The following is an 11,224-nucleotide window of genomic DNA, read 5'->3' on the forward strand; positions in this document are numbered from 1 at the left end:
TAAGAGACAGGCGGGGGGGCCGCGCGCCGGGGCGTTCGTGGTCGCACCTCCGGGGTGGCGCGCGGCGCGGGAACGGCGAAGCGCCCGGCCTCCGAGATGGAGGCCGGGCGCTTCAGCGTGGCGTCAGAGCTGGACGCCGAAGTCCTGGGCGATGCCCGCGAGGCCGGAGGCGTAGCCCTGGCCGACGGCGCGGAACTTCCACTCGGCACCGTTGCGGTAGAGCTCGCCGAAGATCATGGCGGTCTCGGTGGCGGCGTCCTCGGAGAGGTCGTAGCGGGCGATCTCGGCACCGCCGGCCGCGTTGATCACGCGGATGTAGGCGTTGCGGACCTGGCCGAAGTTCTGCGAGCGGGCGACCGCGTCGTAGATCGAGACCGGGAAGGTGATCTTGACGGCCTCGGCCGGCAGGCCGGCGAGGTTGACGTTGATCGCCTCGTCGTCGCCGGCGCCCTCGCCGGTGCGGTTGTCACCGGTGTGGACGACGGTGCTGTCCGGGGTGCTGGTGTTGTTGAAGAAGACGAAGTGGCTGTTGGACAGCACCTTGCCGTCGGCGTTCAGCACGATCGCGCTGGCGTCGAGGTCGAACTCGGCGCCCGTCGTGGTCCGGACGTCCCAGCCGAGACCGACGGTGACCGCGGACAGGCCGGGGGCCTCCTTGGTCAGCGAGACGTTGCCACCCTTGGAGAGGCTCACTGGCATGGTGTTTGCTGTCCCTTCGTTGCTTTGCCGGGATAACGCGGGAGAACGTGGACTTGGTTCCACGCCGCGCGGCACACATTCTTCGGAGCGGATGACCGGTGGGCAATGGCCGGGGCCGAGCTCGCTCAGATTCGGCGGAAGCGGCCCTGAAGTGACCAGATGTTCGGATTGTCGGCCAGCTCGGGGTGCATGTCGAAGAGATCGGCCAGCGTGTCCTGGAGGAAATCCCGGGCCTCGCGGCGCAGGTCGCCGTGGCGGACCACCGCGGGCGCCTCGTCCGGCAGCCAGGTGGCGCTCACCTCGACCCAGTTGAACCGGCGGGCGAACCGCAGCAGCTCGGTGTTCTGGGTGAAGTCGAGGTCGCAGGCCTGCACCCGGGCGGCGCGGCCGCCGTCCGGGTCCCGGTCCAGCTCCTCGACGATGTCGCAGAGCGCCCAGGCGAAGTCCAGCACCGGCACCCAGCCCCAGGCGGTGGAGAGTTCCGTGCCGTCGGCGTCCAGGTAGACGTCGCCGCAGAAGAGGTCGTACCGCAGGGCGTGCACCGAGGCGCTGCGGTAGTCGGTCTGCGGGGGGTCGGGGAAGCGGTTGGAGAGGGAGTAGCCGAGCTCGATCACGTACGCCATTGTCGGGGCTGCGGGCGGTCCCGGATGACCGGGTGACCGGATAACCGCGTGACCGGGGGCGCGGGGCACGGGATGATGGGCGCATGCCCGAGCCCATTCGCGTCCGGGGATCGGTGGTCGTCCCCGACGCCGAGCTCGTCTGGCGCTTCTCCCGTTCCTCCGGCCCCGGTGGCCAGCACGTCAACACCTCCGACACCCAGGTCGAGCTGCGCTACGACCTGGCCGCCTCCGCGGCGCTGCCCGAGGTGTGGAAGCAGCGCGCCCTGGAGCGGCTGGCCGGGCGGCTGGTGGACGGGCGGGTACTCGTGGTGCGCGCGTCGGAGCACCGCTCGCAGTGGCGCAACCGCGAGGTCGCCGCGGCCCGGCTGGCGTCCCTGCTGGGGGAGGCCACCGCACCGCCGCCGAAGGCCCGCCGGGCGACGAAGCCCAGCCGGGGCATGGTGGAGCGGCGGCTGACCAACAAGCGGCACCGCGCCGAGCTGAAGCAGGGCCGCCGCTCGCCGAAGGGCGAGTAGCGCGTCGGCCGCGGTCAGCCGAGCTGCCGGTAGCCGCCGTGGAAGTAGAGCAGCGGGCGGCCGCCGGCGTTCGGTACCGCGGCCTCCAGGACGCGGCCGAGCAGCAGGGTGTGGTCGCCGGCGGCTATCCGCTGCTCGGTGCGGCACTCCACGGTGGCGAGCGCGCCGTCGATCAGCGGTGCTCCGCTGCGCCGGCCCCGGTGGTGCGGGGCGTCGGCGAACAGCAGCCGGTCGCTGAGCCGGCCCTTCATGGCGAACCGCGAGCCGAGCGCCTTCTGCTCCTCGGCGAGCAGGGAGACCGCCCAGGTGTCGGCGCGGGAGAGCACCTCGTCCATCCGGGAGTCCTCGCGGACGGAGATCAGCACCAGCGGCGGTTCCAGCGAGACGGAGAGGAAGGACGTGGCGGTCATGCCGACGTCCTCGCCGTCCTCCGGGTCGTGGACGGTCACCAGGCTCACGCCGGAGGCGAGCTGGGAGAGGGCCGCCCGGAACTCGTCGGGCGTCGCTTGGGAGGCAGCTTCGGGCTGCGGAGCCGAGTACACGTACCGCACGGTAGTCGGCGGCCGCGCGAAACGGCATCGGGCCGTGGTCGTAGGACCATCGGCGCAGAGGTTACGTTCCGCGCCGAGGCTCACCCTCAGGGGTGAAGTGGAGGGACTGCCGGGCGGCAGGCGGCTTCAGTGCACGGGCAATGCGGCCGACCACCAGAAATGTTCCTATAAAGCCTTATGTCCCGTTATGGGGCGGATGAGCTGATTAAGGGCGCATAAGTGTCGTGTGATTTAAGTCACAAGTGGTGGCCTATTGCTGACCGAGCGTGCCGAACGCTGTGCTCCCTGTGATTCAGTTCTTCTGGCAATCGGACGATAACCATTCAAGAACTATCCGAAGCAGCCGGGGAGCCCCCGCATGGAAGCCGAGTCGGAGCCGTACGTCCGCCTCGCGACCCTCCGCACCTTGCACCGGGTCGTGGCGGACCTCAACGCTGCCCGCAGCCTGGCGGGCACGCTGCAGGCTGTGGTCGAGGGTGCGGTCCACGGGCTCGGATTCGACGCCGCGGCGGTCAGCCTGGTCCGTCCGGACGGCGACCTCGTGGTGGCGGCCGTCTGGGAGCTGGAGGAGAGCGCCATGGGCGGCCCCTCCGTCCTGCTGGGCCAGGTCGGCTCGCGCGAGTCCTGGGACCGGCTGCTCGGCGTCAGCGACCACTGGGGCACCCTGCGCTTCCTGCCCTACGACCGCGGCTGGGCCGTGGCCAGCGACATCCCGCGCTGGATCGGTGACGGCCCGATGCCCGTCTACGCCAACGACTGGCACCCCGCGGACGGGCTGCTCGCCCCGATGTACAGCGCCGGCGGCGACCTGCTCGGCGTGCTCTCGGTGGACCGCCCGCGCAGCGGCAAGCGACCCGGGGCCTGGACCCGCGAGGCGCTGGAGATGTTCTCGCTGCAGGCCTCCATCGCGATCGGCAACGCCCGGCTGCGGGCCGAGATGCAGCGCGCGCTGGCCCGCCTGGAGAAGGAGCAGCAGGCCCTGCGGGCCAGCGAGGAGAGCTTCCGCCAGGCCTTCGAGTACGCGCCCAGCGGGATGGCCATCACCGAGCTGCACGGCGCCGGGCGCGGCCAGCTGACCAGGGTCAACGACGCGCTCTGTCGACTGCTCGGCCGCCCCCGCGCGGTGCTGCGCCAGCAGAGCTTCGCCGACCTCGTCCACCCCGACGACCGGGCCCTGCTGGAGCGCACCAGTGCCGAGAGCGGCCGGGCCGAGCTGCGGCTGTCCCGCCGGGACGGCGGATACCAGTGGGTGTGCCTGCGCAACTCGATCGTCGCGGACGCGGCCGAGGGCCCGAGCTTCCTGCTCACCCACGTCGAGGACATCGAGGACCGCAAGCGCCACGAGCTCCAGCTCGCCCACCGGGCCAGCCACGACGCGCTCACCGGGCTGCCGAACGGTGCCGAGCTGAAGGCCCGGCTGGGTCGGCGGCTCTGCAACGAACCGCAGACGGTCGGCGCCGTCGCCGGACACCCGGCCGGACAGGGCGAGGGGGCGTACTCGCCGGCGTACAGCGGCTACGCCGTCGACTCCTACAGCGCCCACGCCGCCTACGAGGGGCTGGACGGGGCCGACCCGCGGACCGGCGGGACGCACGGCTACGGGCTGCCCGACGGCTACCCGGTGGCGGCCGCCGGCTACGGCGAGCACGAGCACGCGGTGGTCCCCGCCGACCACGGCCCGGGCGGGGACGTCTGGTCGGGCCCGTTCCGGTCGGGCGGCGCGGCCGCGGCGGACAAGGGGCTCGCGGTGCTCTTCTGCGACCTCGACGGCTTCAAGTCGATCAACGACCGGTTCGGCCACAACGCGGGCGACGCGGTGCTGGTCGAGGTCGCCCGCCGGCTGAGCCAGGCCGTCCGGGAGGGCGACACGGTGGCGCGCCTCGGCGGCGACGAGTTCGTGGTGCTGGCCGACGGCATCGGCCGCGAGGAGGCCAAGGACCTCGCCCACCGGCTGCGCAACGCGATCATCCCGCCGATGCGGATCGACGGCCGCGGGATGCGGGTCGGGGTCAGCCTCGGCGTCGGCTGGGCCGGCTGCGGGATGAGCATCGAGGAGGTGCTGCACACCGCCGACGAGCGGATGTACGACGAGAAGCGGGCCCGGGGCGGCGCGGTGCGCGGGGCCCGGGGCGAACGCTCCCACCGCCGGGCGGGTTAGCCCCGGACGGCGGCCCGGGCGCCCGGTGTCCCGTGGCGGTGAGGTGAAAGCTACTCGCAGGTTGTCAAGGGGTCTTTTCGGCGGATCGGCTGCGGCAGGTAGGGTTCCCGGGTACGAGCGACCACCACGTGCGCCGACGGCGGGGAAGTCCGGCGGCGCCACCGCGATGGGGAGTTGACCACCGTGACGACCGCCGGCAGCAACGGAGTGCCCGAGGGCCCGGAGGGCGGTGCCCCCCAGGACGACGATCCCTTCGGCTACCTCTACCGTCCGGCCGGCGGCGGCGCCGCGCAGCCGGCCGAGCCGCAGCAGGGCGTACCCCGTACGTCGTACAACCGGCCGATGGAGGTCGGCCGTGCGCAGTACGGGCAGCAGCGCCAGCAGCCGTACCCGCCGCAGCAGGGCTACCCGCAGGGGCAGCCGTACCCGCCGCAGCAGGCCGAGTACGGCGGTGCGCCCACGCAGCACCAGCCGCCCGTGCCGCACCAGCCCGCGCAGCACCTGGAGTACGGCGGCGACGCGCCCACCCAGCAGACCCGGTACGCCGAGCGCTCCCGGCCGCAGCCGGGTGAGGAGCGGGCGAGCAGCGGGAGGAGCAAGGGCGCGGTGATCGGCGCGGTGGCGGTGGTCGCGGCCATCGCGATCGGCGCGGGCATAGCGCTCTCCACCGGCGACCCGGACGGCGGCAAGAGCGGAAAGAGCGGCACCCAGACCACCGCCCCGCCGGCCCCGAGCGCCACCACCGCCGGCCCGTCCGCCTCCGGCACGGCCTCGCCCGGCGCCACCGCCACCTCGGGTCCGGCCACCGTCGACGCGGGCCAGCTGCAGGGCCAGAACGCCCCGTCCGGCAACACCGTCAAGGGCGCCAAGTCGGCGGACGGCAGCTACCTGACCCTCCAGCCGGGTGCGACCGTGAGCTGGACCGGCGACGTCGCCACGGCCGGCACGTACAAGCTGACCGTGCACTTCAACAACGCGGGCAGCGACGTGAAGGCCTCGGCCGCGGTCAACGGCAAGGACTGGCCGAGCGGGCTGTCGCTCAAGAACTACTCGCCCGGCAAGGACCCGGCGTCCTCCTGGTACACCACGTTCATACTCCCGCAGTTTCAGGCGGGCTCGAACACCGTCGCCATCATGAACCCGAGCGGCGGCCCGGTGCTGATCGACCAGCTGACCGTCGAGCCGTACGGCGGCTGACCGGCGCGCGGACGCGAAACGGCCGCCCGTTCCCGAGGGGGAGCGGGCGGCCGTCGCGCGTCCGGTGTCAGGCGGGCCGCACGGCGGCGAAGGTGTCGCCGCCGGTGATCCACTCGCCCCGGCGCATGACGGCGACGAGGTCGTAGCCGTCGGAGTCGAGGACGACGAGGTCGGCGTTCTTGCCGGCCTCCAGCGAGCCGGTCGAGTCGGCGAGACCGAGCAGGCGGGCCGGGACGGTGCTGAGCGATTCGACGGTGTCGGCCAGGGAGAGGCCGTTGACGGTGACGGAGCGCTTGAACGCGACGTCCAGGGTGAGGGTCGAGCCGGCGATCGCGCCGCCCTCGACCAGCCGCGCGACGCCGTCCTTGACCTCGACCTGGAGCGGGCCGAGGGGGTAGAGGCCGTCGCCCATCCCGGCGGCGCCCATGGCGTCGGTGATCAGCGCGACCCGGGAGGCGCCGGCCGTGCGGTAGGCGAGGTCGAGGACGGACGGGTGCAGGTGCACGCCGTCGTTGATCAGCTCGACGGTGACCCGCTCGTCCTCCAGCAGCGCCACGATCGGGCCCGGGGCGCGGTGGGCGATGCCGGGCATGGCGTTGAACAGGTGGGTCGCGACGGTGGCGCCGGCGTCGACGGCTTCGAGGGTCTTCGCGTAGTCCGAGTCGGTGTGGCCGACGGCGGCGATCACGCCGAGGTCGGCGAGCATCCGCACCGACTCCAGGCCGCCGGGCAGCTCGGGGGCGAGGGTGACCATCTTGGCGTGGCCGCGGGCCGCGTCGACGAGCTTGCGGACCAGTGCCGGGTCCGGGTCGCGCAGCAGGTCGGGGCGGTGCGCGCCGCAGCGGTTGTGGGAGATGAACGGGCCCTCGAAGTGGATGCCGGCCAGGACGCCGTCCTCGACGAGTTCGGACAGCACGCCGGCCTGGCGGGCGACCTCGTCGATCTCGCCGGTGACGGTGGAGGCGACCGTGGTGGTGGTGCCGTGTGCGAGGTGGACGCGGGCGGCCCGCAGGGCCTCCTCGGCGATCCCGGAGGCGTAGGAGGCGCCGCCGCCGCCGTGGACGTGCAGGTCCACGAAGCCGGGGACGACGGTGTACCCGGTCAGGTCGAGATCGCCCGGCCGCGCCGCGCCGCCCGTGATGCCGGCGATCCGGTCGCCCTCGACCGTGAGCCGGTCGCCCTCGACGACACCGCCCGGCAGGACCAGCCGGGCGCCGGCCAGGGCGATGCCCGCGGGCAGGCCCGCCGATTCGATTCGCGCGGTGGTCACGCGGTCACCTCCATGGAGAGCAGATCCCAGGCGAGCAGGCCGGCGCCCAGGGACGCGGCGGTGTCTTTGAGCATGGCGGGTACGACCTCGGGGGGCATCTGGAAGGTCAACCGCTCGGAGACCGCCGCGCGCAGGGGCGTGAAGAGGGTGTCGCCGGCCTCGGCGAGGCCGCCGCCGACGATCACCGTGGACGGGTCGAGCAGGCTCTGGGCGAGCACGATGCCGTCGGCGAGGGCGTCCACCGCGTGCTGCCAGACCGCGACCGCGCGGGGGTCCCCGGCGTCCACCGCGACGGCGCAGGATGCCGCGTCGGCGTCGGGGTCCCCGCTGGCCGCGGCCCAGGCCCGGGAGACGGCGGAAGCGGAGGCGAGGGTCTCCAGGCAGCCCCGGGCGCCGCAGCCGCACCGCGGCCCGCCCGGGCGGACCACGACGTGGCCGATCTCGCCGCCGTAGCCGTGGGCGCCGGCCTCGATCCGGCCGCCGATGCCGATGGCGCCGGCGATCCCGGTGCCCAGCGCGACGAACAGGAAGCGCTCCACACCCCGCCCGGCGCCGAGTCGGCCCTCGGCGAGCCCGCCGGAGCGCACGTCGTGGCCGAGCGCGACCGGCATCGCGGTGCCGCCCGCCCCGGCCAGGCGCGCGCCCAGCAGGTCGCGCATCGGGAGGTCCCGCCAGCCGAGGTTGGCGGAGAAGACCGCGATGCCGTTCTTCTCGTCGATCGTCCCCGGGACGGCGACGCCCGCCGCCAGCGGGGCGACGCCGAAGCGGCTGCGACCTTCGTCCGCCAGGTCGGCGGCGAAGTCGAGGATGGCGGCGACGACGGCATCAGTGCCGTGCTCCCGCCCGGTCGGTCGGCGTGCCTCGAACAGCACGGAGCCGTCCTGGGCGAGCAGCGCGGCCTTCATGCCGGTGCCGCCTACATCGAGTGCGATGACGTGCTTCACGGAGGACAGTTTCCCTTGGCTGGGTCGGAGAGGTCTAGTCCAGTTGTCGGATTGGTCTGGTCCAAAGTAGGTGAGCTTTGTCGCAGAACCATGTGGTGTGCGGCACTTTGCGCCCGCCCGGAGAGGGCGGTTTTCACGCCGATTCATTGCGCATCGTGCAATGACCTCCGCACTTCGATAACTACCCGGCGGGGACGGCCCACAGGTGTGGACCACTGTGCACCGCATTTGGCAGGGTTGCCGCCTCCCCTCCGCCGGATTCCCCCCTCCGGCCCCCCGCTTCCTTTCACCCCCCGAAGGCGGTACCCGCGTTGATCAGGCGCGCCCAGGCCCCCACCCGGCTGCTCGGCACCGCGCTGGCCGGAGCGCTGCTGCTCACCGGCTGCGGCGGCCAGGACGACAAGACCGTCACCCTCAAGCTGGTGGCGGCCGACTACGGCGAGGACGCGGCCACCAGCTCCAAGCTGTACTGGGACGACGTCGCCCGCCGCTTCGAGGCCGCCAACCCGGACATCCGGATCGACGTCGAGGTGACGAGCTGGACCGACATCGGCAAGCGGGTCGACGACCTGGTGGCCGCCGGCAAGTCGCCCGACCTGCTGCAGACCGGCGGCTTCGCCGACCAGGCGGTGGCGAACCGGCTGTACCCGGCGGGTGACGTCCTCTCGCTGGAGACCCAGGCCAACATCATGGAGTCGTTCGCGCACGCCGGCCAGGTGCTCGGGACGCAGTACGGCATCCCGTTCGTCTCCTCCTCCCGGGTGCTGTTCTACAACAAGGCGGTCTTCCAGAAGGCCGGGATCACCCAGCCGCCGGCCACCTGGAACGAGCTCCGGCAGGCCGCCGAGAAGATCAAGGCCAAGGTGCCGGGGGTCACCCCGTACGGGCTGCCGCTCGGCCCCGAGGAGGCCCCGGCCGAGTCGATGCTGTGGACGCTGAGCGGTGGCGGCAGCCTCTCCGACGACGTCGGCAACTACACCATCGACAGCACGGAGAACCAGGCCACCTTCACCTGGCTGCGCACCAACCTGGTCGACACCAAGCTGACCAACCCCGATCCCGGGAAGACCAACCGCACGCCGATGTTCACCGACTTCGCGGCCGGGAAGGTCGCGATGCTCAACGGGCACCCGACGCTGCTGCGGATGGCGGCCAAGGGCAAGATCGACTTCGGCACGGCGCCGATCCCGAAGAAGGACGGGCTGGCGAAGACCGGCAGCCTCGGGGTGGCCGACTGGATGATGGCGTTCAAGGCGAACGGGCACCGCAACGAGATCCGCAAGTTCCTCAGCTTCGTGTACGCCAAGGACAACCAGCTCAAGTTCGACGAGACGTACAACCTGCTGCCGGTCACCCAGGACGCCTTCACCGCGGTGACCAAGGACGGGAGGCACGAGGACCTCAAGCAGTTCGCGGCCGGGCTGACCAACGCGAGCTTCTACCCCTTCGGGGACCCGGCCTGGGCGGACGTCAGCAACCGGATCAAGGCGGGCATCGGCGGCGCCGTGACGGGCGACGCCAAGCAGGTGCTGGAGGGGCTCCAGGAGTCCGCGGTGAAGGAGGCGGCCCGGGTCCGCAAGTGACGGATCCCGGGCCGGGCGGCGGGTGCGGACGTCAGAGGGTGATGGCGTAGGCCTTGCGGAGGGTCTCGTGGACCGTCCACGTGGTGCGGTCGCCGGCCCGCAGGACGGCGCAGTCGCCCGGACCGACCTCCAGGGTCGGGCCGCCGTCGATCTCGACGGTGGCCCGGCCGCTGAGCACCACGAACATCTCGTCGGCCTCGACGTCGGTGACCACGCCGGGGGTGATCTGCCAGATGCCGCGCAGCTGGCGGCCGTCGGGGGACTCGGAGAGCACGCGGCCGGAGACCTCGGGGGTGCCGGAGACGATCTGGGCCGGGTCGAGCGGGTCGGGTTCGAGCTCGGCAGTCGGGATGTGCACGGCGAAGCTGGGCGTCATGGGGGTGACGCTAGCCCGGGCGGGGACGCCGGCGGGGGCGCAAGGTGTGTCGCCTCGCCGGGGGAGAATGACACTCCGTAGTGCTGGACGGAGGTGGGTCGCGGATGGGTGCGGGGACGGACGGGCTCGACGAGCGGGACACGGCGGTGCTGGAGCTCGAAGGGCGGCAGTGGCGGACGGCCGGGGCCAAGGAGCGGGCGATCCGCGAGGAGCTGGGGCTCTCCAGCACGCGCTACTACCAGCTGCTGAACGCCCTGCTGGACCGGCCGGCGGCGCTGGCGCACGCGCCGGTGCTGGTGAACCGGCTGCGGCGGGTGCGGGAGGCACGGCGCGCGGCCCGGTAACCCGGGTGGTCCCGGGCCGCTCGGGCTGCCGGGGCGTTCCCGGGGCCGGGGGCGGGTCGGGCCCGGAAGGCTGGGTAGGTTCCGGACATGGGTCTTGAGGACATGGGTCTTGAGGAGATGGCGGAGCCGGGGAACGAGGCCGGACGGGCGGGGCTGGAGGCGATCCTCCGGGCGCCCCGGGAGGCGGTGGTGGCGCTCGACTTCGACGGGACGCTGGCGCCGATCGTGGCGGATCCGAGCCGGGCGCGGGCACATCCCGGGGCGGCGGGCGCGCTGGCGGAGCTGGCGCCCCGGGTCGGCGCGATCGTGGTGGTGACCGGCCGGCCGGCCGCCCTGGCGGTCGAGTACGGCGGGTTCGGCGGCGTCGACGGCGTGGTGGTGCTCGGGCACTACGGGGCCGAGCGCTGGGAGGGCGGCGAGCTGACGGCGCCGCCGGCGCACCCGGGAGTAGCACGGGCGCGCGCCGCGCTGGACGGCGTACTGGCGCGGGTCGGAGCGCCGGCCGGGACGTGGGTGGAGGACAAGGGGCGCTCGCTGGCCGTCCACACCCGGCGGACGGAGGCGCCGGAGGAGGCGTTCGAGCTGCTGCGCGCCCCGGTGGAGGCGCTGGCCGCCGAGCACGGGCTGGTGGTGGAGCCGGGCCGGCTGGTGCTGGAGCTGCGGCCGCCGGGGGTGGACAAGGGCGCCGCGCTGACCGGGTTCCTGCGCGAGCGGGGCGCCCGGGCGGTGCTCTACGCGGGGGACGACCTGGGGGACGTGGCGGCCTTCGCGGCCGTGGAGAAGCTGCGCGGCGAGGGGCTGGCCGGCCTGCTGGTGTGCAGCGGCACGGTCGACGGCGACGCGCCGGTGCGGGAGCTCGCCGACCGGGCGGACCTGGTGGTCGCCGGCCCGGCCGGCGTGGTCGGGCTGCTGACGGCGCTGGGAGCGGCGCTCGGGGACCGGGCCCAGGGCTCCTAGAGTCGGC

Annotated in this window: 12 protein-coding genes; 6 read left to right on the forward strand and 6 right to left on the reverse strand. The window is 73.4% G+C overall.

Features of this window, described 5'->3' with window-relative positions; all coding sequences use genetic code 11:
• Positions 1 to 123 precede the first annotated feature (123 nt).
• Positions 124 to 699 carry a TerD family protein gene (locus ACFWA9_RS35445; protein WP_329489133.1) on the reverse strand — a complete coding sequence of 192 codons (576 nt, stop codon included), beginning with the start codon at positions 697 to 699 and terminating at the stop codon, positions 124 to 126.
• A 125-nt stretch (positions 700 to 824) separates the two neighbouring features.
• Entirely contained in the window at positions 825 to 1,322 is a 498-nt protein-coding gene (locus tag ACFWA9_RS35450; RefSeq protein WP_380393001.1) for a hypothetical protein, read from the reverse strand.
• 83 nt (positions 1,323 to 1,405) lie between these two features.
• Here ACFWA9_RS35450 and arfB point away from each other — a divergent pair, with 83 nt between their 5' ends.
• On the forward strand, positions 1,406 to 1,837 hold the full coding sequence (arfB, locus tag ACFWA9_RS35455) for an alternative ribosome rescue aminoacyl-tRNA hydrolase ArfB (protein WP_329489135.1): 432 nt from the start codon (positions 1,406 to 1,408) through the stop codon (positions 1,835 to 1,837).
• Between the two features lie 14 nt (positions 1,838 to 1,851).
• Here arfB and ACFWA9_RS35460 read toward each other — a convergent pair whose 3' ends face one another.
• Positions 1,852 to 2,379, reverse strand: coding sequence for a flavin reductase family protein (locus ACFWA9_RS35460; RefSeq protein WP_329489136.1), 528 nt, complete (start codon positions 2,377 to 2,379; stop codon positions 1,852 to 1,854).
• Positions 2,380 to 2,746: 367 nt separating this feature from the next.
• On the opposite strand from ACFWA9_RS35460, the gene ACFWA9_RS35465 reads away from it, so the two are divergent.
• Complete coding sequence (locus ACFWA9_RS35465) at positions 2,747 to 4,546, forward strand: diguanylate cyclase domain-containing protein (RefSeq protein ID WP_352297327.1); 1,800 nt, start codon at positions 2,747 to 2,749, stop codon at positions 4,544 to 4,546.
• A gap of 174 nt (positions 4,547 to 4,720) precedes the next feature.
• Entirely contained in the window at positions 4,721 to 5,743 is a 1,023-nt protein-coding gene (locus ACFWA9_RS35470) for a hypothetical protein (protein WP_380393006.1), read from the forward strand.
• A 67-nt stretch (positions 5,744 to 5,810) separates the two neighbouring features.
• Here ACFWA9_RS35470 and nagA read toward each other — a convergent pair whose 3' ends face one another.
• Complete coding sequence (gene nagA / locus ACFWA9_RS35475) at positions 5,811 to 7,013, reverse strand: N-acetylglucosamine-6-phosphate deacetylase (RefSeq protein WP_380393009.1); 1,203 nt, start codon at positions 7,011 to 7,013, stop codon at positions 5,811 to 5,813.
• Complete coding sequence (locus tag ACFWA9_RS35480; RefSeq protein ID WP_352297321.1) at positions 7,010 to 7,957, reverse strand: ROK family protein; 948 nt, start codon at positions 7,955 to 7,957, stop codon at positions 7,010 to 7,012. Before ACFWA9_RS35480 ends, nagA begins: the two co-directional genes overlap by 4 nt.
• Before the next feature lie 311 nt (positions 7,958 to 8,268).
• On the opposite strand from ACFWA9_RS35480, the gene ACFWA9_RS35485 reads away from it, so the two are divergent.
• Complete coding sequence (locus ACFWA9_RS35485; RefSeq protein WP_329489141.1) at positions 8,269 to 9,540, forward strand: extracellular solute-binding protein; 1,272 nt, start codon at positions 8,269 to 8,271, stop codon at positions 9,538 to 9,540.
• Between the two features lie 31 nt (positions 9,541 to 9,571).
• Here ACFWA9_RS35485 and ACFWA9_RS35490 read toward each other — a convergent pair whose 3' ends face one another.
• Positions 9,572 to 9,916 carry a cupin domain-containing protein gene (locus ACFWA9_RS35490; RefSeq protein WP_329489142.1) on the reverse strand — a complete coding sequence of 115 codons (345 nt, stop codon included), beginning with the start codon at positions 9,914 to 9,916 and terminating at the stop codon, positions 9,572 to 9,574.
• A gap of 104 nt (positions 9,917 to 10,020) precedes the next feature.
• Between ACFWA9_RS35490 and ACFWA9_RS35495 the strand changes: the two genes are divergently transcribed.
• Together ACFWA9_RS35495 and otsB are read left to right on the forward strand one after the other, a co-directional pair.
• Positions 10,021 to 10,260: a DUF3263 domain-containing protein gene (locus ACFWA9_RS35495; RefSeq protein WP_329489143.1), complete on the forward strand. Its 240-nt coding sequence runs from the start codon at positions 10,021 to 10,023 to the stop codon at positions 10,258 to 10,260.
• Positions 10,261 to 10,347: 87 nt separating this feature from the next.
• The gene (otsB, locus tag ACFWA9_RS35500; RefSeq protein ID WP_380393015.1) at positions 10,348 to 11,217 is read left to right on the forward strand and encodes a trehalose-phosphatase; all 870 of its coding nucleotides are present in this window, start codon (positions 10,348 to 10,350) and stop codon (positions 11,215 to 11,217) included.
• Positions 11,218 to 11,224: the final 7 nt, after the last annotated feature.

This window comes from Kitasatospora sp. NPDC059973 (assembly GCF_042737525.1).
Classification (GTDB): Bacteria; Actinomycetota; Actinomycetes; order Streptomycetales; family Streptomycetaceae; genus Kitasatospora.